Genomic DNA, 25,831 nt, shown 5'->3' with positions numbered 1-25,831 from the left:
GCAGGTATATTATGAAAAACCTACTAACAGGGTTGAGCATGTTACTTTTGTTGTTGGGCAGCGTAATAACGTTGGCCGATGATAAGCTCTCTGATCGAGAGGCAATAATTGCTCAAGCAAAAGCATTTTCTCAAGCATATGTTGATGGCGATATTGAAACGATTATGGCTATTTACAGTGCTGAAGCTAAGATTGTCGATGTTAATGAAAGAATTGAAAGTGACATTGACGCTATACGTCACTTTTGGACAATAAACCCGAATAATAAATGGCAAATAAAACGGCATAAAACGGAATCAAAAGAGTTGATTATTGCAGGCAATATGGCCAGTGATATTGGTTATTACTCGGGGCTGTCAGTACACCAAGACGGTAGGGAAGTTAAGTTTGGTGGGGCTTATGTTATTGTTTGGCGTAAAATTGATGGTAAATGGCGCATGCATCTCGATATGTGGAATAACATTGATGATGTGCCGTTAAAACAGTAAATTATTTCATTGACGCTACGTTGGAGCTTTATTAACCGAGATAGTGTCAATGTTCATGTTTTTTAAATAGTGGCTATTCTTCGCCACTACTTTTCGCTGTTCTGTAACCAGGTTTAGCGAGTATTTCAATATAAAAACTTGTTAAGTTATTTTCCGCAGCATGATCGATTGATTTGTTCAATTGAGACACATGAATAATATCGGCGGTGGCTTCTGTTGTCCCATATTTACAATCAAAATCCCAGTAATCAGCATCGGTAGGAAGCTGTTTATTTCTTTCTCGTTTTAAATATTTTTTTACTTCAAATTTTATCGCGTCTACCAGACGCGGTGTTTTGATTTTTTCATGTTCTAAAGAAAACGTTTTTTTCATGTGGGACCTTAAAGCAATAATTACGAGGTTTTTCACCTTAACAACCTGCTATTCTAGCATACATAGAAATGAGCAGTTAGTTTCATATGCGATTATAAAACGTTTATCTTTGTTGAATATGAGTTAGTCAATGAAGTTAGCCTTATGCCCGTTAAGATGAAATTGATAATTGTATTATGTTTGAATATTACTTAGAGAGTGATACTTTCATTTTTTTGTGTAAAGCGTTAGCTGTATCCGTTGTTGAAAAACCAGGCATAAATCTTCCTATGAGCTTTCCTTTTGGTCCGATAACTGAAAAAATTAGTGAGTGTGCAACCGTGTACCTTGAACTACTTTTTAAAACCTTAAATCTAACACCTAAGCTTGATGTTATCGCCGTCAGATGCGGTTTTTTTCCTGTTGCTCCAATAAATGCAGGGTTGAAATAACGAACATAACGGTTGATGCTTTCAATTGTATCTCGCTCGTGATCTACAGATACGAAAACAACCTTTACTTGCTGCTCTATACCGAGCTTTATAAGTTCTTGTTGTAGTAAAGACAATTGCCATAAACTGGTTGGGCAAATATCTGCACATTGAATAAATCCAAAGACAATAATTGTCCAATGACCATACATTGATTGGTTATTGTATGTGTTGTCGAGAGTCGTTAGTTCAAATTCTTTAATTAAACGAGGGCTATCTAGCCAGTTTATTGCTGAATATTTAACAGAGCTTTTCGTCCCTACGATAGGTGAAAACATAGAAATGACTATACTAATTGATATACCTACTAACAATAATATAATCAAAGCCCAATTATGCATTTTTACCTACTTTATGTGTTAAATACGTTAGCATTATGGCAACTAAAGCAGGCAAAGTTACACCTGCAAAATCTTCAATAAATGCTTCAGGGTTACAAATACCAACAAAGATTTCCCAAATGTGAAAAACTGCGTGACCAACCAGCCATAGCGTAGGAATTAGCCATAAATCTACGCTATTTTTTTTAAACAATGCTCCATAAATAAATGCGATGCCTATTAATTGGTAAATGATGCCAATATCTCTAACAAAGTGTTGATTGAAAGATCCTCTTTCAGGTACCCCTGGTATAAGCCAATACCAAGTTTCGGGATAAAATGTCATCAATATTCCGTTTACGAATGAAAACAAACCGAGCAGAGTAGCTATCAAAATGATTAAAACGTTCATTCATATTACTCCTGCAACGAGGTAAGCGTACGCTTTGGCACTGTAGTGGTATTGTTAACTTGTAATTTACTGCATGTTTTTCCATACCCTAATGCATACTTTAGAGTCGGATAAACACGAGATGAGCTGATGGCGTAAGCGATGGCAATTGCACCTTTTTTACCCCATAACGCTATTATTTGTTCACGTATATCATCAGCTTCTAAGTTGTGAGTTAGTACTTTCTCGGTAAACTGAATAACTAGCGCTGTTTCTGTTGGTAAATGACTTAAGTCGTAATTGATGATTGCTTTAATGATGTCAGGATTTATACCTGCTTCTATGGCCATATTTACGACTAGCTGAGCACACGAACCACAATCATCCCATATAATAGCGCGAATTCTTGCTGCATATAACGGTTCTGCAGGTATGCTTCCTTGATGTGAAGCCATTGCTTGAAATAGCATGAATTTACTATAAGCTGAGAAATCTTCGTGCAATATTTCTTGCATATATTGCACGTCGTAATCGTACCTTTTTTTCATTGATAACAACATCTTATTACATAAATAGCGGAGCATGACTTATCCTTTTTGATTGGAAGTTAAATGGTGTAATGTCGTTTTAGCAAAGGGAGTGTTAGAGACCCTGTCTCTGTTTTTAACGGGGTGATATAAAAACAGACCACTGAAAACAAATAACACGACGCAGCAATAGAGCATGATTGAGAAACTACGATAATCGATTAAAATTGAAGCAAGCATGGGGCCTGTTGCAATACCAATTGAAGAAACCACGGCAGCAATTGTTGAAAGTTGTCCGCTTTTATCTAATTCGGCGCTTACTGCAAATAAATATGACAATATTGCAGGCCAAGAAAAAAACAGCAATGTAAGGGCAGTTATAAATAATACAGAGTTAGTTATTTTTGCTAAGCAAATAGAAGCCACTATTGATGCAATCACTCCTAACAATAGTGGGGTTGTACGACCAAAACGTTTACCGATGAAAACAGGTAGTAATGCGCTCAATAGCCCCAGTAAACCTGTTGCTGCAATATACAAATTTACCTGTGTTTGATCGATATTAGCGTGTAAACCGATTAGTCCAACATAGGCATAAATAGCACTGGCGGCGCTTTGATAAAGTAACATTGATAATAATATTAACAATGCTTCTTTATTGAAACTGATAGCAAGAGGTGGCAAAACGGGTGTGCTATCGACTTTAGTTAACTTAGGTGCGAGTGGTAATAGTAGAATACTGACTATTGATAAACTTGCCATGATATAAAACACTGTGAATGAACCTGTTGTTTTTTCTATCATTGGTAAGATGGAAATCACTAAAGAACCGATAAAAAATTGGATAAACAGTAGAATACCAAACGCACGATCTGGGTTTTGTAAACGTGCAAGTACTGAAAATGCTATCCCAGTGCATATGCCACCTAAAATACCTGCAATAAAACGCCAGCCAACCATTAACGGGTAACCGTTAATCCATGAAGTTCCTAAATCAACGAGAATAAGTAATGTTAAAAAAATGAATATCGCCACACGCCATGTTAAATATCGTGCTAGAAAAATAGCGAGCAAAGTGCCAACAATACCGCCATAACTATTTGACGAAACAATCCGACCTGCTTCTCCGTTGCTGTAGTTAATATTACCAACTAGTGCGTTGACTACGCCAGGCAGAAAGTTAATGTAAGCAAGTCCCGTCATGGCTATAAAGGCAAGTATAAAATAGCTAGATAATGTGTTTCTAAACAAATTTTTTAGGTGGAGATACATCGATAGTCTTCCTTCTATATATCCATACGCATAATGAAAAACGTAATGTTAATGTAAAGGAAACTAGTGAAAAATAGTTTGAATACCCTAAGTATCGTGAATGTTATTCACGATTATTTCTTGTTAGTATATGGCATCAACAATTGATTTAAGTATGTAAATGGATAAGCTGCGTTCTTTAGAAATTTTTTTAGCTACGTGCGACTACGGAAGCTTCGCTGGTGCAGCAAGAGCATGTAATACTGACCCTTCTACTGTCAGCAAAGCGGTTAGTCGCCTTGAGTTGCAACTTGGATTAACTTTATTTCAACGCTCTACACGAAAATTAAGCATTACTTCTGCCGGCAAACGTTATGCTCATACCGTAAGAAAAATGATCAAAGAGCTATCAATTTGTGAAGATGAATTAAAACAGTCAAATGATACGCCAAGTGGTACGCTTTGTATCAATGCTGCCGTTTGTTATGGACATTTGTATTTACGACCATTGTTAAGCGCATTTTGTGAGCGATATCCTGAAATAGAACTATCGCTTGAAATTAACGACTTACATATTGATATTATTGAGAATAATATAGATTTATCTATTCGTACTGGTTACATCAAAGATAGCCGTTTGGTAGCTAGGTGTATCAGTCCAATGGACTTTCTTACCTGTGCATCGCCACAGTATTTAGCAGCGCATGGCACACCTCATTGTCCAGAAGACTTTCATCAACATCAATGGATAGGCTTTCGTATAAAAGAAACGCAACAACTCCAGCCTATTTTGTTACCTAATAAACAGGGTGAATATCTGCCCTTTGCATTGAAGCGAAGTCATATCACTGATGACGGCGAAACCATGGCCCATATGTGTATGGATGGTTTAGGCTTTGCACAACTGCCACATTTTCTAGCAAGGGTAGGGTTACAAAATGGTACTCTTGTTTCCCTTTATCCCTGCTATAGAGCACCACAACCGGAAAGCGGTGTGTTTGTAATTTATCCAAAGCGCGACTTTTTACCGGCAAAGGTTCGCGTGTTTATTGATTTTTTAACGGAATATTTAGCAGGTATGGATGAAAATGCTAATCATACGTGGGCCAAAAATTGGCCATCGCTGATTACATTCACGAATGAAAGCTGACAGTTTTTTATCACGTTGTTGAATGCTTTTGGTGTCGTTTCAACAATTTCCCCACGGATTTACTTTATTAGAGCTTCTATTTGTTGCTCTTTGCCTAGTTTTCTCTGCACGTTTAACTCTTAGGTTTTCTGCGTCTTCAAAACTTAATTCAGCTGGCTCTTTAGCCACAATGCCATGAGGAATAATACGCTCACGTGGTGGCTTTTCAAATTCACGATCACTTGCTCGTGGTAAATTCTTATATTGATAAAGGTAGAATGACTCTACTTTCTCTCTCGCCCATTGTGTTTTCTTTAAAAACTTAACACTGGCGATAATGCTAGGGTTTTTATTAAAACAGTTAATGTTGAGGTAAGCATAAAGTAAAGGGAAACCATAGTGCTCAACAATTTCGTTCAATACTGTCGTTAAACTTGTTCCATGTAAAGGATTGGTTAGATATGGGTTTTCGTTGGTCATAAAAATAAACGAGTTACTTACGTGATGTGCGCGAAGTATAGTTCAAGCTAGCGTATTTTTATATCTTTAAACGGACTCTTTTTCAATTTTAACAAAAGCAGATATTAACTTTGCCAACCGAAGGATATATGGTTAATATCTGCCCAGTATATTATTACTTTCTACCCATATTCACTTTACCGGCAACATTTTTGATATTCACTGAACCAGAGCCGTCATCCACTAAAGTGAAGCTAGCAGCCTGATCTACGCTAATGCTGCCAGAGCCATCAGAAACTGAAACTTCTTGCCCAACATTTTTTATGTCGATATTGCCAGAACCATCTTCGATTTCAACAAAGCCTTTAATTGATTCTGCCGTAATCGAGCCGGAACCATCATCAATCTTCAAAGAGCCTTTTATTGATTCAACTGTGATCGAGCCAGAACCATCGTTTATTCTTACATCTCCAGCAATATCAGTAATAAAAATACTTCCAGAACCATCTTTTATCTTGGCGGTTCTTACATTTGATAGGCTTATTGGGCCTGAACCGTCTTGAATATTTACTGCGTATCGGCTAGGTAATTGCACTTCTAGATCAATGCGGGTGCTTTTATTGAAACCTTTATTTTCGGAAATTAACATGGCGTAAGTATTTTCATTTGCTAATGATAATTGATAATTATCGTGAGGCTCTTCTTGAAAAATTTGAGCAACTACCTGAATGGTATTCGTATCACTTCCCGTTATTGATAAGGAACCTGAACCTGCCTCTATCTTTATTTTTTCTATGCTTTCGGCGTCAATTTGTAAGGTTTTTGTGTCTTGTAATGATAAAGAAGAGTGCCAGTTAGCAAAAGTTGAAAATGCGATTAACGCGGTGGTTGATAAAGCTGTTATAGGTTTTAGAAGTTTCATGTTAATCCTAGTATTTATTCTGTTTTATAACTAAGTAACGAGAAAGGACAAAAAGGTTTAAATCCTTTATAAAAATTGTATTTAGTTAGCCTGATAGTTTTTCAATCGCTTTCATTTTTTTGTCTATTAACTCAATTAATGTGCCGGTTAAAGTCAATAATTGAGCTTCAAGTAGTTTGCGTGTTTCTTCTGCTTGTGTTGATTTATCGTACTGTAATTCAGTGAGTTTACGCTGTGCTTCTTTTATTTGTTCTTTGACTTCTTCAATTAATTTATTGAGTTGAGTAATTTCACTGTCTTGAGGTTCGGTTTCAGTTTTATCAGCTTGGTTTTCAATCATTTGCTCACCCAACTTTTTGCCGATTTCTTGCTGTTCTTTTTCAAATTTTTCAAGCGCCTCTGCTGAAATAGATACGCGTGTACTTGATGTATGATTAGCATTATCCGCAACATTAATATTTGTCACGTTGTCATTTTGTTTAACACTGCTAGGTGTTGACAATTGTGTTGAGAGTGAAGATGAAACGTTTAATGTGTTCATATTAAAAAAGTGGGCCCGAACAAGCGTTTACTTGTTATCGGCAAATAATACACTTTCTTTAAATGTTATTTAATTCAGTAGAGGAGTTGGTTGTTCTGTGAAAATATCAATGGAGTAAAAATAATTTTAGTTAAAGGGCTTGCTAATCTATCAAGAAAATAACCAGTAGCTAGTGCGAGCTACTGGTTACTGAAAGGTTAAAGGTTAAATAATGATTCTTCGGTGATTAACTCTATAGAATTTAATACATTAGCAAAACTATCAGTCAATGAATCACTGTTTAGTACATTTTGGCGATGCATTTCGAAAAGCTTGTTATATTTTTTTATTTTCTTTCCAAGCACTCGCCAAGCTTGTTTCTTGGCACCTATTGGCCAAGATTCAAGTTCTATTTTACTTGTTGCTAATCGGCTTGAAAACATATTCATTGCACCAAGCGCCATCTGTCTATGTTGAGAATTAGAGTCAGCACTAGAGATAGTTGCTAAACCTGATGCCACCTCAGACGCTTGTTTTAACGCGTTATAGTAATCTTTCATCGCATCTTCGTCGTACTCATCCACTTCAAAATCATATTGTCTATCTCTAACAACATTATGCGTTTGAACAGCGGTGTGATGTGTAACAACGGTTGGTGTGGGTTGAACTTCTACAATGGTTGCGCTTGCTGTTGCTTGTGGCGTTGGATCATCAGCACCACCAACCGTTAATAAACCACCTTTTCCTAGCCCTCCTTTAACTTGTTGTGCTTTATAATTTCGAAGCGCTTTAACCATCTGGTTATATGAATCAGCAAATGCAGCAGTGATTATTTTACCTTCGGGAGAGTTACTAAATCCTTGAGCGCCAGCAAAGCCGCCAGAAAATAAGCCACCAAAGAAGCTGAAATCATAATTGCCTGCGTTTCCAACGGCAGCAGAAACTTGCACACCTGATCTATTATCTATAAGTAATAGTGTTGTAGCTGCTTCATTTTTACTTAATCCGCCACCAATAATGGAGCCGAAAGAGCCTAATAGTGATGCGCCAACAGCTTTTAATCCTTGAGTACCCTGCGCAGAAAATTGGATTTCAGGACTAATGGTATAATCGGCAGCTACCATTTGTCCGCCACCGAGGTTACTGCCTTGCCTAAGTTGCCCTGATTGCATGAGTTGGCGTTCTCGATTCATGGCATTCATTGCTTTACCACGCTCAACAACAACAAAACAATTAGATTGCTGTATCATTAACCTAACAACAGGTAACGTACTTCCAAGTTTCGGGTATCTGCGGCGGTAATCATGCCACCAAGCTAAAGAAGTGTCTTCAAACACTGATAAAGTACCCAAAGGTAGGGTACATTTTTCTAACCCCGCATTATCATTTGCTGCGTTACTTCCTGCAGCACCACCACTTACCACGTTACCGCTTGATCCACCCATTTTAGGTGAAGTAGACATACAGCCTATTAACGTTATAGAGATGCCACAAACTACAATTAGCTTTTTTAAATTGAAAGGGGTAGTAAGGATTTTAATATTTTTATTCGCCATGTTCATTTCTCCATTGAAAAGCTTTAATCCTTGCGATTTATCTAAAGTTAATAAATAAACCGTGTGTTAATTATATTGAGAACAAAACGTTAGCATTTCGTTAAAAAAGTGGCATCGATAGATAACGGAATTTATCGACAGTTAACGCTATTTAACGATAATTTATATATTTAAAACAAAATCTTTTTGGTTTAATATTGAACAGATCTCGAGTGATGGTTAAATAGCTATAACGCTTTATTTAAATTTATACTGGGTCATACCAAAGGATTGTTCACGGAATGAAAGAAAAAATACAGCGTAAAAGAGGGATAAAAGCGTCGCGCGTAAAACTTGAACACGCACTGTTTGCAGCAGGCTTTAAAACTCAGGCGGCCTTAGCTGAACATATTGCTAATATTGAGCAACTCGAAAGTGCGCCTAAAGATATGGTTAATCGTGTTTTTAGGGAAAAAGCTGTATCTGCAGCATCAATTGAACGAATTGCCGCTGCGCTAAATGTTGATGCTTACACCTTATACTTAACACAAGAAGCTTCAAAATCATCAAATATTGCGCTAGTAGATGGGACAGGCGATTCATTAGTTGCACCTATAAAAAATCGTTATAGCCTGCAATTTTTATTGACCGTTGTGGTCAGTGCATTGTTACTAATCATTTTATTGTGGCAAGGAGCAACATTTTTTCTAAAAAACGCCCCTTCGCGAGCTGAAAATAAAGTGGTTGATAATGGCTCTTTTAGTAAACATTACCGCTCGATTATAGAAGAAGGATTAACACCTGCTATCGCATTTTATGCAAAACCTGAACTTGCATCATCACTTGTTAGCTTACGTCATCAATTAGAAAATGACTTTAATATAGTTGCTGACACTATTATTAGCTCTCCTGAAACTATACTTCCTAGCGAACAAATTATCCTTAAACAAGTTGACTATACCCTGAGTTTACAAAGCCGTCAGTTTGGCAGGCATATTTTAGTGGAAGCATTTTTAGCAAATGAACAGCAAAAAGTATTAATCAGCCAACACTTTTTTATTAGTAAAGCTTTATTTCTAAAACCTAAATTACTAACAGAACAACTTGTTGAGCCCATTGAGAATCGCGTTAAAGGTCAACGTTCTAAAGTAGCACCGAATGCTGTCTTTGATAGCACCGCAGCAATGTTTTATCTAGAGGGGATAGCATGGTTAGATGAATCTTATAATCTAAATAAAGTTAAAATGGCACAAGGTCGTTTTCTCAATGCTATACAAATAAATCCACAATTTGCTGATGCTCATGCAGGTTTATGTCAAGCGTATATTTTTGAAAGCTGGAGTGGGGATGAAAAGCATTTATTGGCCCAAGCAACTAAACATTGTCAAATAGCAATTGAAATTGCTCCTAATTCTACCAACGCTATTGCTGCAGAAACATTTCTAATGCGCCGCACCGGCAGATTAGCCGAAGCTATTCAAACATTAAACTCACTGCCAAATAAAAATGCTACCTTAAATTATGAATTAGCGTACGCACAATTCGAACAATTTAGGCAACTAGGTCTAGACACAAAGTCGTTAGATATCGCGAGAAATTCAACGTTACAGGCAATTCGTCAAGATGAACACATGTGGAAGTATTATCTGTTATTAGGGTTAATTGAATGGACCGACGGTAATACCGAACGGGCGATTTTAGCTTATGAAAAAGCTGCTCAATATAATCAAAGCGATGTGGTCTTAGCAAACTTAGGCACGTTACATTATTGCGTTGGTAATATTGATAGTGCGAAAGGTTACTATCATCAAACGTTATCAAAAAACCCTGACTCTTATTTAGCATTTGAGCAACTCAGTATGCTGCATTATTTCGCAGGCGAATACCCCAAAGCTATCGAATTACGCTTACAGGCTATTGCATTAGCGGGTGAAGCCGGAATTCATCAAATTTGGGGGGCACTTGCTGATATGTATGTTGCTAATAACCAACACGATGAAGCGATTAATGCGTATCAAAAAGCATTAGCAGTTATTGATCGAGACTTTGCTAGAGGCAATGAAACGATTAACGATAAAGTGTATCAGCTGTATTATTCAGTGCGTATAGCAAAAGAAAACGGCATGAATCAACTCTCTGAAAGTGACTTGTTGACACGTATAGAGCCTCTATCGTCAAGAAGTGATAGTTTAGATTTATCCACTAAAGTTAGAGTGGGGTTGTTATATGCGTACATATCTCAAGATGATAAGGCAGAATTGTATTTATCTAAAGCAATCGAAAAATGTCCTATTTATCAGCAATTGCCTGAATTAAATGCAGATGATAGCCAGTTTGTTTTTAAACCTCAGTTGTAGTTACTTGCGAGTAAAACGTTAGGGTTTGTTGATCTTTCGAGATTAAATTTAGTTGAACTCAAAGGGCAGCGTTTTTTGTCATTTATCTTAGGGGTTGCGTAGCAACCAGAACACCACGGGCATGCCCGGGGGAATCTACACGTCGTTATTGCTTTTTCATGTGAAATAACCACACATTAATCGCAATGCCTTATCTAAATACCCATAAACGGCTGCAAAAATAAACGTGAATGATCAACAGCCCCTTATTAAATAAGTTTTTTATTGGACTAATTTACTATATCAAACTAAACCTATAATAATGAAAGAATAATAAATCATATACTTTAAAGGGTTTCAAATGTTTGATGTATATAGAAATATGAAAGTAATGACTAAAGCATTACTTGCACCTTCGTTAATATTGGTGTTAATGGTTGTATTATTAATTCTTACCATCTTAAGCCTTGATCAAGTCAAACGAGACATAACCGGTATTACAGAAGATTTGGCGCCAGATAGTAACACCGCAAGTTTAATTTTAGAGCAAGTTTACAATAAACGACTTCAGGTTAAACAGTATTTACAAACATCAAATGAATCTGCAGTGACTAAATTTAAAGCTGCCAATAACGAATTAGAAAAACACCTCAATCAAGCTAACGCTAATATCACAAACCCACAACGTGCTCAAATCATTAACACTCTCATTAGTCTAAATAAAGAATATCAACAGGCTTTTTATAATACTGTGGTTAAACAGATGCAGGTTAGACATGACATAGTCAATCAAAACCTCGACGTAAATGGCCCTGAAATAGAAAGTAAACTAAGTCAAATAATGTTAAGTGCTTTTGAAGATAGTGACGCAGAGTCAGCCTATTTAGCTGGTGATACTTTGAGAAGTTTATTATTGGTAAGGTTATATGTGTTTAAGTATCTCATGAATAACAACCAAAGTGATAAAATGCGAGTTTTTGATGAACTAAAAGCAACAACTAATAATGCAGAAACCTTAAAGGCGACTTTAAGCAATAATCAACGACGTACCTTATTAGCACAAGCAGAAACCCAAATGGCAAGCTATCAAGAAGGTTTTACTCAATTAGTACAAGCAATTGAAACACGAAACCAAGCAGTTACGAATGTGTTAGATGTTAAAGGACCTGAAATGGCTGCTTTAGCCTCTCAGTTGAGAAATAGTGTATTTGACGCGATGCATGACCAGGGTGAAGTCTCAAATACTAGCTTAACTAATACAGAAATTACGACAACAGTTATCACGTTACTTTCGATCGTAAGTGGCATTATTATTTCCTACTTTGTCGCTAAAGGTATTGTTGGACCAATCTTAGCAACTAATGCTAGTTTAAGTGATATTGCAAACGGAGAAGGCGATTTAACTAAACGTATACCGGTAAACAGCAAAGATGAAATTGGCCAATTAGCTGAAAGTTTCAATGTTTTTGTTGCTAAATTGCAAGGGTTAATTGGCGAAATAGCCAATGCAACTTCACAACTGTCAGCAGCTTCAGAAGAAATGTCGGTTGTTACTAAAGATACTCAATCTCAGGTAGAGCATCAAACACAAGAAACGATTCAAGTGGCGTCTGCTATTAATGAATTAGCTACAACGGTAAGAGAAGTTGCATCTAACGCTGAAGAAGCTTCAAACTCTGCCACAGTTGCTGATAGTGCGGCTCAATCTGGTAACCAAGTCATAGCAGAAACTGTGGTCGCAATTAATAATCTAACCGAAGAAATTGAACAATCAGCTGGTGTTATTAGTACTTTAAAAGTTGAAAGTGAAGGGATAGGCACGGTTTTAGATGTAATTAAAAGCATTGCTGAACAAACAAACCTATTAGCGTTAAATGCGGCTATTGAAGCTGCCAGAGCAGGTGAAAGCGGTCGCGGTTTTGCTGTTGTAGCTGATGAAGTACGTACGCTAGCCCAAAAAACACAACATTCCACTAAAGAAATTGAAACATTAATACATAACTTACAAAGTGGAGCAGACAACGCAGTACACTCAATGTCACAAAATCGGGAAAGCATTATAAAGTTAGCTACTCAGGCAGAAAGTGCAACAAGTTCACTCTATGAAATTACCACAAAAGCGGGGTTAATCTCGGATATGAATGCCATGATTGCTACTGCTGCTGAAGAGCAAAGCACCGTCGTTAATGATGTAAATGCGAGTGTGCATAATATTCAAGACGTAGCATCACAAACTGCCGCAAGCACTGAGCAAATATCAACGGCAAGTGCTAGCTTAGCAGAGTTAGGCGCTACACTAAGAAACCTTGTAAATCAGTTTAAAATATAATGAAGTAAAATGAGATAGTTATTATCAACGATTTTATTTTTGATAATAACTATTAAGTTAAATCAATAATCTAGCCTTTGTATTGCTTTTGCTTATTTCCATCTTAATTGGCGGCGTGTGTGTCGATTATTGTCCAGTCACTGAATTAATAGCCATGATTGATCATGCAGATTCTTTATACTCTATAAATTTGTATTTGAGTACAAAGATTAACTCTGGTTTTGCTACCTTTATGTATGAGGTGTATTATGAAACCTTCTGAGCATTATGTGAGAATTTAATGAAGAGGATAGCGATTTTCTGTTTCTTTATGTTGGCTATGGTAACCGCTAAGGCTGCTGAAACAGGTGTGCTTTCTAAAGCTAAGTATAATGAAATCCGTAATGAGATACTTGACAATTACACTCATAGGCCTTTGCAAGGCGTCGAAAAAATAAGATTTTACCTCACTAAATACCAGCAACAACTCACATTACGACAAACGCTAAGATTGCGCTATACCCTTGTATTCTTTTTGGTTTCTGCTTCTCAATTTGAAATAGCCTTTACTGAACTTGCTCAATGCAAAAAACTTGCTGATAAACTTAATGAGCCAATGTTGACTGCTTATTATTATAGTTATCTTGCTGGTATGCTAGAAAAGCTTGAGAATTTTGATTTATCTCTTGAAACCTATATTGAAGGTTTAAAAGTGGCTTCAAAGGCAAACGATTCGAAAATGATTGCCCGTATGAACAATAACATTGGTCATGTGCTTATTGAGCTCGGGAAAGTTGAAGCGGCTAAACCTTATATTAATCAATTCCTAGATTTTGGTCAGAAAATTAATCACTACAGTTATATCTCGACAGGATTTAATAACCTTGGTGAGATCGAGTTAAAGTTAGGGAATCTTGAACAAGCTAAAGGTTACTTTCTAAAATCACTTGAATTACGTGAAACTCATGGAGAAAGGTTAAACTCGGCTTGGTCTTATTATAATTTAGCTAAATTAGCGTTATTATCCGGGGAGCTTTCAATTGCAGTGTCACATTTAGAGCAGGCAATATCAATTTTTAATGATTACGATCGCGATATTGAATCATTAGCACCTAAAATGACGCTTGCTGATACACTTTTTAAATTAAAAGAATTTGATAAAGCGAAAGCGTTAACGTTATCAACTATTGATAGAGCAAAAAAGTTTGAAAAGTATCAAATCTTGTCTAAAGCTTATCTGCTATTAAAAACGTATTATTTTAAAAATGAAAATTATCAACAATCATCGTTAATGGCTGATGAGTATATAAAAAATAAAGAAATTTTTATGCATAAACAAGCTAATCAAGCGCTTATGCATTATATTGCTAAAATTGATTTAACTTCCAAAGAACTTCAAAACTCAGAGCTTCGAAAGCAAAACTTAGTTGCTAATCAAGATGCACAAGCCAAAGAATATCAATTGTATTTAGTGTTAACTTTTTCAGTATTGATTATTCTTCTTGTCTATATTTTTATGCGTTTTCTTACCCGTAAAAATAAAGTACTAAAGAAAACAATAGCGAAATTGAATAAAACACAAACAGAATTGATTGAAGCAGAAAAAATATCAGCAATTACCACGTTAGTGTCAGGTATGGCCCATCAACTAAATACGCCTTTAGGTATAATCGTGACTGCAATTTCTGCGTTAAAAGAACGTTTACAGGTGATTGATATTAAGCTGAACGAAAAATCACTTAATTTAAGCACCATGGAAAGTTTTATCAGTGATGCTAAAAGTTCTATCGCTTTATCTGAAGCAAGCAGTGATAAAGCAAGCCAATTGATTCAACAATTTAAGCTGATATCGGCGGAGCTTAAAGACGTAAAATCTAGCAGTATTTCACTGAAACCTTTTTTGTTTGAAAAGTCGAATTTAATAGGAGGGTACTTCGAAAAGAAATTGACGTTAAACGTTGTCGGCGATGATGTAATTATAGAAACATACCCTGATGTTATACTTGAAGTGTTAGAGCAATTATTGAAAAACAGTTCTGAGCATCAACAAGATAATGCTGAATCACTAATTTGTTCATTTGAAATACGTTCTTTGAAAGATACCGTCGATATTATTTATCAAGATAATGGAGTAGGTATTAGTGAAGAAGATAGGCAACAAGTGTTTAACCCTTTCTTTACAACAAAAAAAATGAGTAGTTGTTTAGGATTAGGGCTCAATATTGCACATAATTCTGTCACTCAACTTCTCAACGGTAAATTGTTGTGTGAACCCTGTGAGCAAGGCGCTAAATTTATTATTCATCTACCTTTATCAATAAAAAGTTAACCTATGCACGCAGTGTATGTGTGGCACCAGTAAAGGGAGTAATAATCTTTGCTTGGTAAGCGTCTTATTGGGCAATTAATCAGGTCGATTTCTTTTAAAAGGCTGGGTGATCCCCGAGTATTCATTGGCGCCTAATCTTGCTAAAGGTGATACTTTATCTGCATGAATCTTGACCCTTTCATTACTTGATGAGATGACTTCATCATTGACATAAAGCGTTTTTACCTCGGCAAATATTAAGCTTTGAGGCGTATTACCAATTTCTTTAACTTCATATAACTCACAACCGTACGCGATATCACATTGTGCCAGCCTAGGAAGGTCAAATTGATCAAAGGTAGTTGTGTTGAGTAAATCCGTGTCAATTTCTGCTAATTCTGATTCACCATGTGCTAACGTAGCAGCGGTTTCTGTCACTAGTGATGCTTGGCTTTCACTTGCAATGTGTATAACAATTTTTTGATTTTCCAAAATATTGGTTAATGTATCTTTTACTTCGCCATTAGGCTTTTTGCCAACAGATATCATTAAAAGCGCTGGTTCACTACTTATTGCGGTAAAGTATGAAAAAGGGGCGAGATTCAATACTTGGCGATTAGTGCCTAAGTTTGAAGCGGTGAGTGCCCATGCAATCGGCCTAGGGATCACCGTTTGCGTCATTAAATGATATCGTTGGTTTGCAGAGAAATCTGAAAAATCTATAAGCATAATGATGAAAAATAATGGTAGATGAATGCATTGACTTATAACAAGTTAGCTTTTGTGTTTCCACCATTAATTGAAATTTGTTAGTACGATGCAAGTTATTTATTCTTGTTATATAAATTACAAAAAGTTTATTAGCTAATGATGATTTTGTAACTCTAGTTTTAGCCAATTCAGAGCACACTCTCTTCCAAGTTTGTAACCGTCGAATGTTTTCATATTTAAATTATCGATGGATCTTACATGGGCTAATATGTTCGTTTGTTTGGTGTCGAAAGGGTGGTAGTGTACTATCGCAAAAGCGGCAATGTTGCTTAATGACCCTATGCATAACTGCGCTTCGGGTGTATAAGTATAACGATTAATTTTGTTGACCAAAACGCCCAGTTTATTGGCATAATGTTGCTGCAAAAAAGTTTCGTATTCTTCTACCATCTCTAGTGTAAACGTTACATTATTATTGACGATCACTTCCGCAGTATTTTCGGAAAGCTTTTTGATATAGCCAAAGCTCAAGCGGTACAACATGGGTTTATCTCGAAAGATGAATAGTCATTTAAATATAGTATAAATACGGTAATTAAAAAGTTTTTGTTCCGAAATTATAATGAGACTAATCCATGGTAAAACTAGAAATACCTTTGAAAGGGTCTTGATTTAATTACACTAACACCACCTCTATATCTTCATCGAAAGACTGCTCTAAATAGATGATGGCTAACTCAATAGAACCAAAATTGTCATTTAACTGCTGGCGGGCTTGGTTTTTTGCATTAACTAGCTTGGGCTCTGATGTGTGTGCTAAAAACAACCAAGTTCTAACAAGTGTTTCAGGATAAGTTTTCATACATTGCTTTCCTTGCAATAACTACTGTTGATAAAGGTATTATAGACGAACTTTTTGATTTTATGAAAATTGATAGTGTATTTTTAATTGTTACATGAGCAGACTTTGTTGTTAGTCTCAAACACGAAGGTAAATTAAATGTTTAGGTTTTATAACGATAATAAAAAAACGGGGCTGGCGTTTTTGGGGTAAAAGAATTGAGGTAACTTGTAAGTAATCGATACGTTTATTTGCTAATTGAGAAGTTGATATTTTTGCTTTAATTGATGATATTGAGCTGAATTTAAAAATACTTCAAGTTGTTGATTAAAGTTATTACGAGAAAAGTGACTTTTAAATGCGGCACTGTATAGGCTTTCTGGAAATATTTTATGTATGCTTAATTGGTTAATATCTTCACCAGGGTAATATTTGTCGAGCATGTAGGCAAAAATATTTTTATCCATAATGATCACTTCAACCCGTTCTTTAAACAACATTTCTAATTGGTGTTGTTGTTTAATTATTTGAATATAAACGGGGCTAAGTTCAGCACTTTTTGCAAATTCATTACCGAGTACTTTATGCGCTGATTGAAAGGTTGCTAATGAATAGTTTGCTAAATCTGCAACCTTATCAATGCGTAATTCATTTTTCTTTAATGAAATAGCTACATTTTGATAAGTGATATAAGGCTCGGATAAATATGCTTTATCGCCAATTATTTGTTTGTTAGCGGTTAAAATAATATCAATGTCGTGCTCATTCAACATGCGCTCTGAGCGGCCGAAGGGTACAAAAATATAATTTGGTTGTTTATTTAATTGGTTGAGAACATTGGTAATTAATTCTAACTCAAAACCTGATTGTGTTTTTTCAATCACATAAGGGGGCTTAGTTAAACCGACAACGATATTTACTGTTTCTTTGCCAAAGGTGATAAAAGAAAGAACACAGAAAAATGCAATGAAACACAGTTTGAGTAAGACTTTAGAATGCATGGTACAACTTAAAAATGCTTAATTCTGTTTTATTGTAATAAGATATTCTTCAATGCGCTAGTAAAAATGACTAGAGATAAACCGATATTTCAAACAAGGGTTTCCTTTAGATTTATTCGCTTTATAATTCGTGTAGTTATGCATACACAATGAGAATTTAATGAATCCGATCATCCAACTTTTAAGAGATGAAAACATTCCCGATGAACAAATTAAGGCTGTTTTTATCCAATTAACTGACAATCCACTCATGGCAATGAATAGCATTGCTCAGCTTGGCATTCCGCAAGAAAAGCTTCAAGCGGTTATGATGCAAGTAATGACACAACCACAACTTATACAGGAAGCTGTTATTGAGTTAGGATTAGATGTTGAAGCGCTTGCAAAAGCTAAGCAAACGCTTGAACAGTCTAAAAAATAACACCAAGTTAAATACAAACACCTCTTAACTCGTGATGATAAGTGATTTATTCGTTTATTATTGTGTTAAGACGAGAGCGTAAAGCAGGTAACAAATCTTGTTCAAACCATGGGTTTCTTGTTATCCATGGAATATTTCGAGGGCTAGGGTGGGGTAATACAATGGTATTATCCTCAAGGAGTGATGGCCATTGTTTACATAGCTCAGTAAGGGGCTTAGAGCTTGATAAATGCCAATTTGCGGCATATTTGCCGAGTAAAATGGTAAATTGACAATTTGTGAATGTAGCAAGTAACGGTTCTCGCCACGTGTTAGCGCAACGCTTTATTGGCGGTAAGTCACCTGATTTGCTTTTACCTGGGTAGCAAAAACCCATTGGCAAAATTGAAAAAAGCTTATCGTTGTACAGTTGTTGATCTGTGATCTGTAGCCATTGTGTTAATCGCTTGCCGCTTTGATCTGCAAAAGGGGTTGAACTGGTGTGAGCAGATACGCCAGGTGCTTGACCTGCAAGCAGTATTTTACTTTTATGACTATATTGTAAAACAGGATTCGCGGTAAACGGCAGCTCTTTTTGGCATAGGGTACATTGCTTTACGTTTTTAATCAGTGTGTTTACAGGTGAATGTTTCATAAAAGCTTCTTTAAGCTAACAAAGAATTATTTCCAAGCTTACTGGTAAATATTAACAGGTAACTTCGTACAATGAATAAAAATGAACTTATACAGTACTTTCCTTGTGGCGGTGTAATTGACCATGAAGTGCCGGTATTTGATGTTAAGCCATTAAAACAAAATAATGCATGGAATGCCATTGCAACGCTACCACCTGCAAACACAGCTAAAGCAATTATCATCTATTGTTTAGGGGAAGGTGAGGAAGCAGAATATAGAACGATTCCAGCTAAGTGTCCGCACCAAGGGGCTGATTTATCACATGACGAGCTAAAACATGACGGAAATGTTTATTGTCATCTACATAAGCGGCCAATTTGTGTATTTAGCGAATATAATTATGCCTTTAATGTCATTAAACGTGATAATAAATTTGTTATCACCCCATAGCAAAAGATACCTGGTAAGTTAGTGATTATGATAGCTCATATTTTAAATGGCGATGCTTTACTTCAACGCTTTCCTGAAAAGATAAAGGGCGAGAAAATTGTAGCGCGTGAATGTTTGGTAGATGGTGATCTATCTGGTGATACCTTTGAACAGTTTATGTTAAATCGTGCAACATTTATCGATAGTTATCCGCAGTGCACTAAAGAACAATATTTAGCAGAATCGAAACCAGAATTTGAAAAGATACGCGCATTAACTCATGAAAATCTCATTGAATTGTGGTTTGAGGAAGACTTGTTCTGTCAAGTTAATATGTGGTACGTATGTTCTTTATTAGCGAATAATCATGTAAGTAAAGTGCGTTGGGTAAAACCTAATGCAGGTAATGAATATAGCTTTGCTGGTATGACGGATCTTGAATTGATACTTGCGCAAGAAAATGCAATCTCACTTTCGCAAGAAGACCTAGCTTTTTTCACTCAATGTTGGCAAGCTTTCTATCACCATGATTTTGCTCAATTTAGCATATTATTAAAACAACTTCCGATACATTTATGCATGATAAAAAATGCGCTAAATGCGCAACTTGCTCGACAGCCGGATGAAAATGGTTTAGGTCACCCTGAAAGAGTATTATTAGCGATCATGAAACAATATGCTGTGAATGATAACTTAGCATTTGTTCCTGTGTTTAAAGAATATTCTCATAAAATGGCCGTTTATAGTTATGGTGACTTACAAGTACATCGAATGTATCGGCAAATAATGCAGCAATATTTCCCTGCATACGAGTAATCGTTGATAATTTGCGATTAAGCAGCTTTACTAATTTTCTGCAATTGTATAACGTGCAAGTGTCATTCTTTATATTTGGATTTTTCAATGCAGCACAAACTTTCTCCTAAGCTATCCAAATGGCTTATAGGCTTATCCACAACGTTAATACTCGCTCAAGCATCAGCAAGCTCCATAGAGACCTTTGAGCAATGCCAACAGCGATTTTCTAATTTAGCGGATAACAAAGGACTTTCTCCTAAAATTCAACAAGTCATTAAAACGCTTGCTCCTGTGGAGCGTGTTATATCGTTAGATAAAAACCAACCAGAGTTTGCTCAAAGTTTTGCGCAGTATGTCGATAAGCGCGTGAGTCAATATCATATTAAGCATGGTCGAATCATGCTAAAAAAACATGAAAATCTATTATCAAGCCTGCAAGAAAAGTATGGTGTAGCGCCGCAATATCTCGTCTCTTTTTGGGGATTAGAAACCGTTTTTGGTCGTCATAAAGGCAAGATGTCAGTGCTTAATTCAATCGCCACATTAGCGTGTGACAAACGTAGGAAACGTTATTTCACGAGTGAACTTTTCGATTTATTTCATTTAATTGATCAAGATACCGTTAAGGTTGAGCAATTATCTGGTTCGTGGGCTGGGGCAATGGGCCATATGCAGTTTATGCCTTCTGCCTTTAAAAAATATGCGATTGATGGCGATGGTGACGGTAAAATAGATGTGTGGCAAAGCGAAGTTGATGCTTTAACGAGTGCAGCAAATTATCTCAATAAAATAGGTTGGGAACCCTCTATACGCTGGGGAAGAGAAGTACGTTTACCAGAAAACTTTGATTTTAGCGCCTTTGAATTTGACACACGGTATGCGTTAAAGAAGTTTGCAAATGCAGGCGTTAAGCAAATAAATGGAAAAATGCTGCCCGTAGCTGATATTCAAGCTGAATTAGTGTTACCTAACGGATATCAAGGTAATGCGTTTTTAGTTTACCGCAACTTTGATGTGATTATGAAATGGAATTTATCGAAAAATTACGCGCTTTCAGTCGGTATCTTGGCGGATAAGCTTGTAGGTTCGCAAGGTGTACAGCCGATCAAAGATCCTAAGCCATTGCATTTTAGTCGTCACCAAATGGAGCAGTTACAAGCAACGTTAAATGAGATGGGTTTTGAAAGTGGTAAACCTGACGGAATTTGGGGGCCAAACAGCCGAAAAGCCATTCGTGCTTTTCAATTAAAACACTCGTTGGTAGCCGATGGCTTCCCCAATCCAGAAGTGTTTTCTCAGTTGCAATTGAATAAAGATAGCTAGCAGTAATTGTATGGCTTTTAACATAACGCGTTTAACAGAACGATGCTGTTTTAACGCGTTATAAAGAATTTATCGTTAGCCGCATTTTGCGCTGTAAGTTAGCGTGGCTTTTTGACATAATACGCGATTAATTTATTGCTTTGTTTTTTGAGGATTGACCCTTCATGTCGGAAGTAGAAAACCGTCCATCTAACTTTATTCGTCAAATTATTGATGCTGATCTTGATAGTGGAAAGCACAATAATATTCAGACGCGTTTTCCACCAGAGCCAAATGGTTACTTACATATTGGCCATGCGAAATCTATTTGCCTAAATTTTGGTCTTGCAGAAGATTATAATGGTCAATGTAATTTACGCTTTGATGATACTAATCCAGAAAAAGAAGACATCGATTATGTTAATTCGATAAAAAACGATGTGCATTGGTTAGGTTTTGAATGGTCAGGCGATGTACGTTATTCATCGAACTATTTTGATCAATTATACGGGTTTGCAGTAGAGCTTATTGAAAAAGGCTTAGCATATGTGTGTTTCCTAAATAATGAACAAACGCGTGAATACAGAGGCACTTTAAAAGCGCCAGGGAAAAACAGCCCTTATCGTGACACGTCTATTGATGAAAACCTTGCGTTATTTGAAAAAATGAAACAAGGCGAATTCAAGGAAGGGGAATGTTCGTTACGTGCAAAAATCGACATGAGTTCGAGCTTTATGTGCATGCGTGACCCTGTAATTTATCGCATTAAATTTGCTCATCACCATCAAACGGGTGATAAATGGTGCATTTATCCGATGTATGATTTTACGCACTGTATTTCTGATGCGATCGAAAATGTTACGCATTCATTATGTACTTTGGAGTTTCAAGATAACCGACGATTATACGACTGGGTGATTGAAAATATCACTATCGATTCGGCACCACATCAGTATGAGTTTTCTCGTTTAAATTTAGAATATACCATGATGAGCAAACGCAAGTTAAATGCGTTAGTCGAAGAAAAAGTAGTATCAGGTTGGGATGATCCAAGAATGCCAACTGTTTCTGCGTTGCGTCGTAGAGGTTTTACGCCAAATTCAATACGTGAATTTGCTAAGCGTATTGGTGTAACCAAAATGGATAACACCGTCGAAATGGGCGTACTTGAAGCCTGTATTCGTGAAGATTTAAATGATAATGCGCCGCGTGCTATGGCGGTATTAGAGCCTATTAAGTTAGTGATTGAAAATTACCCTGAAGATCGTGTAGAAACGCTAACGATTAAAAACCATCCTAGTGATGAATCTCAAGGAAATCGTTCTGTTCCATTCAGTAAAGAACTGTTGATCGAAGTAGAAGATTTTCGTGAAGAAGCAAACAAAAAGTATAAACGCTTAGTGTTAGGTAAAGCGGTACGTTTACGTGGTGCTTATGTTGTAACCGCTACGCGTTGCGATAAAGATACTGAAGGAAATGTTACCACGGTTTATTGTACTTATGACGATAAAACCTTGGGTAAAAACCCTGAAGATGGCACAAAACCTAAAGGCGTTATACATTGGGTATCAGCAGCGCAAGCGTTAGACGCTACGGTACGTTTATATGATCGTTTGTTTACTGTCCCTAACCCAGCAGCAGCAGAAGACTTTCATTCAGTGTTAAACCCTGAATCGCTAGTGGTTATTGACAGTGCGAAAGTAGAACCTGCACTTGCATTAGCAAAACCAGAAATAGCTTATCAATTTGAGCGTCAGGGGTATTTTTGCCTCGATAATAAAGATACTTCAGAGGGTAAGTTGGTATTTAATAGAACCGTAGGTTTACGAGATACTTGGGCTAAAATATCAGCCTCTTAAAAAATAAGATAAAATGAAAAGCGCGACCAGTGGAAGCGCTTTTTTTTCCGCTAAAGTTTGTTTAAATGGACAGTACCAAACTGTTCTATCGGGCCCCTTATTTACGCGGATAATCTAAAACGCCTTTATTAATAGGTATTATCATCAATTGTTTATGAGGGATGAAAGCTTGAGCATCGAAAGCGGAGAAAAACAAAGAATTGCGATGATTGGGCTGGGTGATATTGCCCAAAAAGCCTACTTACCAATTGTAGCTAATCGGGGAGATGTTTCGCCGATCTTAGTGACGAGAAATGTTGAAACGTTAACGCAACTTGCGCAGCAATATCGCATTAATGAATGCTATCAAGATATCGAAAGCCTGGTGCAGACTAAGCCCGATGCTGCGATGGTCCACAGTGCAACAGAAGCACATTACCCAATAGCATCAACATTATTAAAAGCTAACATTGCTACGTTTGTTGATAAACCATTAAGCTTGAAAATTGAAGAATGTCGACATTTAGTCGATATAGCAAAGGCTAATAACACACCACTGTTTTTAGCGATGAATAGGCGGTATGCACCGCTAATTAGTGGGTTAAAGCAAAGTAGCCCAATACATGTTAAATGGCAAAAAAATAGAAATAACATACTATCTACTGCGCAAAATACGATATTTAATGACTTTATACATGTGGTTGATGGCTTGCGTTTTCTTTCCAACGCTAGCTTAAAAGAGATTACTCAAAGCCTCGACGTACATGCATATTTTGTTGGTGAACACTTGGGTAATATTAGTATTCGGTTCACTTATAATAATGCACTATTCGAAGGCAGTATGAATCGTGTTGCGGGCACAACTGAAGAAACAATAGAGTACTACTGCGCACATCAAAAACACTATATTAATAATTTGACGACGGGATGGAAAGTGCAGTCTGGCATCAAGTCACAGCTTGGCTTTTCAGATTGGCAAAGCTATTTATTTACTCGGGGTTTTGTTGATTTGTTCTCTGATTGGCAAGCTATAATTAAAGATAATCAATTGTATTCGCCCAAACATCTTGAAGATATATTGGCAACTCATGAACTTTGCCAAACTATTTTATCGCGTATTGATAACCAAAAATAACACAAATAGGGTGTAATAAATGTTTTAATGCGAAGACTAATTTATTATTCCAATGGCTTAAGGGCTGTTTGTTTACATCCGTCTTTTAAGTGTTATTAAACATAATTTCGAAAGTATTGTTAACAATAATAAGGTAGATAAGGGTTACTATGGAAAGCGTCGCCTATTCACTTTTTGCCAAATTTCTTGGCGTAATATTATTAGTTTGTAGTGCTGTGCTTGCAATTAATCTGCTGCAAGGGGAGCCTGCAAGTGTCATTGTTTGGTTAACGCATCAGGCTTTGCATATTGAAGTAGATTTGCATGGTTTTTTCGACAAGATATTAACCAGTGTTTTAATCATCGTAATTACTTATTGCGCAATAAGAGCGTTGTTTTACCATCGAAAACCCAAAGCGAATTATCAAATTAATGAGTAAAGTCTACAGTTACTTTTGCGGTTTTGCATATAGTGTTATGAATTAGGCTTGAGCATGTAATTTTAATAAAAAAACCAACACATTATTGTGTTGGTTTTTTTATTATTTAACTATCTAAACGCCAAATGAAAGCTATTTCAGCTCGCAAATTTTTAGCGGGTTGCAGCTTTCATGTCACTAATAAAAGTGGCTAGCGCACTCAGCATCGCTTGTTCATCTTGTAGGTGAGTTTCAATAATTTTAACCACAGCTGAGCCACTAATTGCACCTTGAGCACCAGCTTTTAACGCGTCTTTTACTTGCTCAGGAGACGAAATTCCAAAACCAATAACGGCAGGTGCAGCATTATTTGCTTTTAACGTTGAAATAATGTGCTCAGCTGGTGTGCTTGCTTTGGTTTCGGTGCCTGTAACTCCAGCTCTGCTGAGTACATAAGTATATCCTTTAGTACGCTCAGCAACTGCTGAAAGTTTATCGGCATTAGCGTTTGGTGAAGCGATAAAAATGGGAGCCACACCTGCTTGTTTTGCGGCTTTAATAAACGGTTCACTTTCACGAATAGGTAGATCGGCAATTAACACCGAATCAACGCCAGCCTTTGCTGCATCTTGGTAAAAGGTGGTAATACCACGAGCAAAAACTAAATTACCGTATAATAAAAGCCCGATTGGAATATCGGGGGCATAAGCACGTACTTGCGCTAAAATATCAAAGCATATGTCAGTATTGACACCAGAAGATAATGCGCGTTTACCCGCTTCTTGAATGGTGATGCCATCGGCACTCGGATCAGAAAAAGGAATACCAAGCTCTAGCGCATCTGCTCCAGCGTCAATAAGCGTTTTGATTATTTTTAATGAGCGCTCTGGATCAGGATCGCCAATAGTAACAAAAGGAATGAATGCGCCTTCTTTGGCTGAAGATAAAGCAGCAAAGCAATCATGATAACGCTTTCCTAATGTGTTTGTAGATAATTGTGTCATT

27 protein-coding genes are annotated in these 25,831 nt (G+C 36.6%); 12 read left to right on the top strand and 15 right to left on the bottom strand.

Translation table 11 applies throughout. The annotated features are described in order from the left end of the window. Positions 1–11: 11 nt before the first annotated feature. The gene (locus Q4489_RS09925) at positions 12–488 is read left to right on the top strand and encodes a nuclear transport factor 2 family protein (protein WP_303479688.1); all 477 of its coding nucleotides are present in this window, start codon (positions 12–14) and stop codon (positions 486–488) included. A gap of 73 nt (positions 489–561) precedes the next feature. Here the strand turns inward: Q4489_RS09925 and Q4489_RS09920 are convergent, their stop codons facing one another. The 5 genes from Q4489_RS09920 to Q4489_RS09900 all read right to left on the bottom strand — a co-directional run bounded on the left by Q4489_RS09920 (position 562) and on the right by Q4489_RS09900 (position 3,841). Beyond that, on the bottom strand, positions 562–861 hold the full coding sequence (locus Q4489_RS09920; protein WP_303479686.1) for a DUF6172 family protein: 300 nt from the start codon (positions 859–861) through the stop codon (positions 562–564). Positions 862–1,048: 187 nt separating this feature from the next. Next, complete coding sequence (locus Q4489_RS09915; RefSeq protein WP_303479684.1) at positions 1,049–1,672, bottom strand: SCO family protein; 624 nt, start codon at positions 1,670–1,672, stop codon at positions 1,049–1,051. Continuing rightward, positions 1,665–1,997, bottom strand: a complete 333-nt coding sequence (locus tag Q4489_RS09910; RefSeq protein ID WP_303479683.1) for a hypothetical protein — start codon at positions 1,995–1,997, stop codon at positions 1,665–1,667. Before Q4489_RS09910 ends, Q4489_RS09915 begins: the two co-directional genes overlap by 8 nt. A 71-nt stretch (positions 1,998–2,068) precedes the next feature. After that, positions 2,069–2,626: a hypothetical protein gene (locus tag Q4489_RS09905; RefSeq protein ID WP_303479680.1), complete on the bottom strand. Its 558-nt coding sequence runs from the start codon at positions 2,624–2,626 to the stop codon at positions 2,069–2,071. 3 nt (positions 2,627–2,629) lie between these two features. After that, the gene (locus tag Q4489_RS09900; RefSeq protein ID WP_303479678.1) at positions 2,630–3,841 is read right to left on the bottom strand and encodes an MFS transporter; all 1,212 of its coding nucleotides are present in this window, start codon (positions 3,839–3,841) and stop codon (positions 2,630–2,632) included. 160 nt (positions 3,842–4,001) lie between these two features. Between Q4489_RS09900 and Q4489_RS09895 the strand changes: the two genes are divergently transcribed. Further along, positions 4,002–4,970: a LysR family transcriptional regulator gene (locus Q4489_RS09895; protein ID WP_303479677.1), complete on the top strand. Its 969-nt coding sequence runs from the start codon at positions 4,002–4,004 to the stop codon at positions 4,968–4,970. Positions 4,971–5,009: 39 nt separating this feature from the next. Here the strand turns inward: Q4489_RS09895 and Q4489_RS09890 are convergent, their stop codons facing one another. The 4 genes from Q4489_RS09890 to Q4489_RS09875 all read right to left on the bottom strand — a co-directional run bounded on the left by Q4489_RS09890 (position 5,010) and on the right by Q4489_RS09875 (position 8,406). Further along, positions 5,010–5,429, bottom strand: a complete 420-nt coding sequence (locus tag Q4489_RS09890; protein ID WP_303479674.1) for a VF530 family DNA-binding protein — start codon at positions 5,427–5,429, stop codon at positions 5,010–5,012. A gap of 154 nt (positions 5,430–5,583) precedes the next feature. After that, a complete protein-coding gene (locus Q4489_RS09885) occupies positions 5,584–6,330 on the bottom strand; it encodes a hypothetical protein (RefSeq protein WP_303479671.1) in 747 nt (248 codons plus the stop codon). Between the two features lie 85 nt (positions 6,331–6,415). Further along, entirely contained in the window at positions 6,416–6,871 is a 456-nt protein-coding gene (locus Q4489_RS09880; protein ID WP_303479670.1) for a hypothetical protein, read from the bottom strand. Between the two features lie 197 nt (positions 6,872–7,068). After that, the gene (locus tag Q4489_RS09875) at positions 7,069–8,406 is read right to left on the bottom strand and encodes a CsgG/HfaB family protein (protein WP_303479667.1); all 1,338 of its coding nucleotides are present in this window, start codon (positions 8,404–8,406) and stop codon (positions 7,069–7,071) included. 281 nt (positions 8,407–8,687) lie between these two features. Here Q4489_RS09875 and Q4489_RS09870 point away from each other — a divergent pair, with 281 nt between their 5' ends. From Q4489_RS09870 to Q4489_RS09860, 3 genes are all read left to right on the top strand, one after another. Continuing rightward, on the top strand, positions 8,688–10,742 hold the full coding sequence (locus Q4489_RS09870; protein ID WP_303479665.1) for a tetratricopeptide repeat protein: 2,055 nt from the start codon (positions 8,688–8,690) through the stop codon (positions 10,740–10,742). Positions 10,743–11,082: 340 nt separating this feature from the next. Then, positions 11,083–13,050, top strand: coding sequence for a methyl-accepting chemotaxis protein (locus Q4489_RS09865; RefSeq protein WP_303479662.1), 1,968 nt, complete (start codon positions 11,083–11,085; stop codon positions 13,048–13,050). Positions 13,051–13,330: 280 nt separating this feature from the next. Next, the gene (locus Q4489_RS09860; protein WP_303479660.1) at positions 13,331–15,358 is read left to right on the top strand and encodes a tetratricopeptide repeat-containing sensor histidine kinase; all 2,028 of its coding nucleotides are present in this window, start codon (positions 13,331–13,333) and stop codon (positions 15,356–15,358) included. Between the two features lie 75 nt (positions 15,359–15,433). Here the strand turns inward: Q4489_RS09860 and Q4489_RS09855 are convergent, their stop codons facing one another. From Q4489_RS09855 to Q4489_RS09840, 4 genes are all read right to left on the bottom strand, one after another. Beyond that, positions 15,434–16,066 (bottom strand): flavin reductase family protein, encoded by a 633-nt coding sequence (locus Q4489_RS09855; protein ID WP_303479657.1) that lies wholly within the window; start codon positions 16,064–16,066, stop codon positions 15,434–15,436. 135 nt (positions 16,067–16,201) lie between these two features. After that, the gene (locus tag Q4489_RS09850; protein ID WP_303479655.1) at positions 16,202–16,591 is read right to left on the bottom strand and encodes a hypothetical protein; all 390 of its coding nucleotides are present in this window, start codon (positions 16,589–16,591) and stop codon (positions 16,202–16,204) included. Positions 16,592–16,724: 133 nt separating this feature from the next. Next, the gene (locus tag Q4489_RS09845; protein WP_303479652.1) at positions 16,725–16,910 is read right to left on the bottom strand and encodes a hypothetical protein; all 186 of its coding nucleotides are present in this window, start codon (positions 16,908–16,910) and stop codon (positions 16,725–16,727) included. Between the two features lie 233 nt (positions 16,911–17,143). After that, positions 17,144–17,890, bottom strand: coding sequence for an ABC transporter substrate-binding protein (locus Q4489_RS09840; protein ID WP_303479650.1), 747 nt, complete (start codon positions 17,888–17,890; stop codon positions 17,144–17,146). Between the two features lie 160 nt (positions 17,891–18,050). Here Q4489_RS09840 and Q4489_RS09835 point away from each other — a divergent pair, with 160 nt between their 5' ends. Beyond that, positions 18,051–18,311, top strand: a complete 261-nt coding sequence (locus tag Q4489_RS09835) for a DUF2999 family protein (RefSeq protein WP_303479649.1) — start codon at positions 18,051–18,053, stop codon at positions 18,309–18,311. A gap of 46 nt (positions 18,312–18,357) precedes the next feature. Here Q4489_RS09835 and Q4489_RS09830 read toward each other — a convergent pair whose 3' ends face one another. Further along, positions 18,358–18,945 carry a uracil-DNA glycosylase family protein gene (locus tag Q4489_RS09830; RefSeq protein ID WP_303479647.1) on the bottom strand — a complete coding sequence of 196 codons (588 nt, stop codon included), beginning with the start codon at positions 18,943–18,945 and terminating at the stop codon, positions 18,358–18,360. Between the two features lie 71 nt (positions 18,946–19,016). Here Q4489_RS09830 and Q4489_RS09825 point away from each other — a divergent pair, with 71 nt between their 5' ends. The 6 genes from Q4489_RS09825 to Q4489_RS09800 all read left to right on the top strand — a co-directional run bounded on the left by Q4489_RS09825 (position 19,017) and on the right by Q4489_RS09800 (position 24,847). Further along, entirely contained in the window at positions 19,017–19,376 is a 360-nt protein-coding gene (locus Q4489_RS09825; protein ID WP_303479645.1) for a Rieske 2Fe-2S domain-containing protein, read from the top strand. A gap of 27 nt (positions 19,377–19,403) precedes the next feature. After that, the gene (locus Q4489_RS09820; protein ID WP_303479642.1) at positions 19,404–20,171 is read left to right on the top strand and encodes a hypothetical protein; all 768 of its coding nucleotides are present in this window, start codon (positions 19,404–19,406) and stop codon (positions 20,169–20,171) included. A gap of 87 nt (positions 20,172–20,258) precedes the next feature. Beyond that, positions 20,259–21,476 carry a lytic murein transglycosylase gene (locus Q4489_RS09815; protein WP_303479639.1) on the top strand — a complete coding sequence of 406 codons (1,218 nt, stop codon included), beginning with the start codon at positions 20,259–20,261 and terminating at the stop codon, positions 21,474–21,476. A 164-nt stretch (positions 21,477–21,640) separates the two neighbouring features. After that, a complete protein-coding gene (glnS, locus tag Q4489_RS09810) occupies positions 21,641–23,314 on the top strand; it encodes a glutamine--tRNA ligase (RefSeq protein WP_303479636.1) in 1,674 nt (557 codons plus the stop codon). A gap of 169 nt (positions 23,315–23,483) precedes the next feature. Continuing rightward, the gene (locus tag Q4489_RS09805; RefSeq protein ID WP_303479633.1) at positions 23,484–24,428 is read left to right on the top strand and encodes a Gfo/Idh/MocA family protein; all 945 of its coding nucleotides are present in this window, start codon (positions 23,484–23,486) and stop codon (positions 24,426–24,428) included. A gap of 149 nt (positions 24,429–24,577) precedes the next feature. Continuing rightward, complete coding sequence (locus Q4489_RS09800) at positions 24,578–24,847, top strand: hypothetical protein (RefSeq protein ID WP_303479632.1); 270 nt, start codon at positions 24,578–24,580, stop codon at positions 24,845–24,847. Between the two features lie 152 nt (positions 24,848–24,999). On the opposite strand, the gene trpA is transcribed toward Q4489_RS09800, so the two are convergent. Then, complete coding sequence (gene trpA, locus Q4489_RS09795) at positions 25,000–25,830, bottom strand: tryptophan synthase subunit alpha (RefSeq protein WP_303479629.1); 831 nt, start codon at positions 25,828–25,830, stop codon at positions 25,000–25,002. Between the last annotated feature and the right edge of the window lies 1 nt (position 25,831).

This window comes from Thalassotalea sp. 1_MG-2023, assembly GCF_030546745.1.
GTDB lineage: Bacteria > Pseudomonadota > Gammaproteobacteria > Enterobacterales > Alteromonadaceae > Thalassotalea_C.
Note: the sequence above shows the minus strand (reverse complement) of the source record. Positions and strands in the feature narration are given on the sequence as shown.

What these genes read in the sequence shown, in the direction of transcription:
- Q4489_RS09855 (WP_303479657.1), bottom strand. Translation starts at nt 16,066, where the DNA reads ATGCTTATAGATTTTTCAGATTTCTCTGCAAACCAACGATATCATTTA.
- Q4489_RS09920 (WP_303479686.1), bottom strand. Translation starts at nt 861, where the DNA reads ATGAAAAAAACGTTTTCTTTAGAACATGAAAAAATCAAAACACCGCGT.
- Q4489_RS09875 (WP_303479667.1), bottom strand. Translation starts at nt 8,406, where the DNA reads ATGGCGAATAAAAATATTAAAATCCTTACTACCCCTTTCAATTTAAAA.
- Q4489_RS09870 (WP_303479665.1), top strand. Translation starts at nt 8,688, where the DNA reads ATGAAAGAAAAAATACAGCGTAAAAGAGGGATAAAAGCGTCGCGCGTA.
- Q4489_RS09865 (WP_303479662.1), top strand. Translation starts at nt 11,083, where the DNA reads ATGTTTGATGTATATAGAAATATGAAAGTAATGACTAAAGCATTACTT.
- Q4489_RS09905 (WP_303479680.1), bottom strand. Translation starts at nt 2,626, where the DNA reads ATGCTCCGCTATTTATGTAATAAGATGTTGTTATCAATGAAAAAAAGG.
- Q4489_RS09915 (WP_303479684.1), bottom strand. Translation starts at nt 1,672, where the DNA reads ATGCATAATTGGGCTTTGATTATATTATTGTTAGTAGGTATATCAATT.
- Q4489_RS09850 (WP_303479655.1), bottom strand. Translation starts at nt 16,591, where the DNA reads ATGTTGTACCGCTTGAGCTTTGGCTATATCAAAAAGCTTTCCGAAAAT.
- Q4489_RS09925 (WP_303479688.1), top strand. Translation starts at nt 12, where the DNA reads ATGAAAAACCTACTAACAGGGTTGAGCATGTTACTTTTGTTGTTGGGC.
- Q4489_RS09900 (WP_303479678.1), bottom strand. Translation starts at nt 3,841, where the DNA reads ATGTATCTCCACCTAAAAAATTTGTTTAGAAACACATTATCTAGCTAT.
- Q4489_RS09835 (WP_303479649.1), top strand. Translation starts at nt 18,051, where the DNA reads ATGAATCCGATCATCCAACTTTTAAGAGATGAAAACATTCCCGATGAA.
- Q4489_RS09895 (WP_303479677.1), top strand. Translation starts at nt 4,002, where the DNA reads ATGGATAAGCTGCGTTCTTTAGAAATTTTTTTAGCTACGTGCGACTAC.
- Q4489_RS09815 (WP_303479639.1), top strand. Translation starts at nt 20,259, where the DNA reads ATGCAGCACAAACTTTCTCCTAAGCTATCCAAATGGCTTATAGGCTTA.
- Q4489_RS09845 (WP_303479652.1), bottom strand. Translation starts at nt 16,910, where the DNA reads ATGAAAACTTATCCTGAAACACTTGTTAGAACTTGGTTGTTTTTAGCA.
- Q4489_RS09820 (WP_303479642.1), top strand. Translation starts at nt 19,404, where the DNA reads ATGATAGCTCATATTTTAAATGGCGATGCTTTACTTCAACGCTTTCCT.
- Q4489_RS09830 (WP_303479647.1), bottom strand. Translation starts at nt 18,945, where the DNA reads ATGAAACATTCACCTGTAAACACACTGATTAAAAACGTAAAGCAATGT.
- Q4489_RS09890 (WP_303479674.1), bottom strand. Translation starts at nt 5,429, where the DNA reads ATGACCAACGAAAACCCATATCTAACCAATCCTTTACATGGAACAAGT.
- glnS (WP_303479636.1), top strand. Translation starts at nt 21,641, where the DNA reads ATGTCGGAAGTAGAAAACCGTCCATCTAACTTTATTCGTCAAATTATT.
- Q4489_RS09840 (WP_303479650.1), bottom strand. Translation starts at nt 17,890, where the DNA reads ATGCATTCTAAAGTCTTACTCAAACTGTGTTTCATTGCATTTTTCTGT.
- Q4489_RS09910 (WP_303479683.1), bottom strand. Translation starts at nt 1,997, where the DNA reads ATGACATTTTATCCCGAAACTTGGTATTGGCTTATACCAGGGGTACCT.
- Q4489_RS09885 (WP_303479671.1), bottom strand. Translation starts at nt 6,330, where the DNA reads ATGAAACTTCTAAAACCTATAACAGCTTTATCAACCACCGCGTTAATC.
- Q4489_RS09880 (WP_303479670.1), bottom strand. Translation starts at nt 6,871, where the DNA reads ATGAACACATTAAACGTTTCATCTTCACTCTCAACACAATTGTCAACA.
- Q4489_RS09860 (WP_303479660.1), top strand. Translation starts at nt 13,331, where the DNA reads ATGAAGAGGATAGCGATTTTCTGTTTCTTTATGTTGGCTATGGTAACC.
- Q4489_RS09800 (WP_303479632.1), top strand. Translation starts at nt 24,578, where the DNA reads ATGGAAAGCGTCGCCTATTCACTTTTTGCCAAATTTCTTGGCGTAATA.
- Q4489_RS09825 (WP_303479645.1), top strand. Translation starts at nt 19,017, where the DNA reads ATGAATAAAAATGAACTTATACAGTACTTTCCTTGTGGCGGTGTAATT.
- trpA (WP_303479629.1), bottom strand. Translation starts at nt 25,830, where the DNA reads ATGACACAATTATCTACAAACACATTAGGAAAGCGTTATCATGATTGC.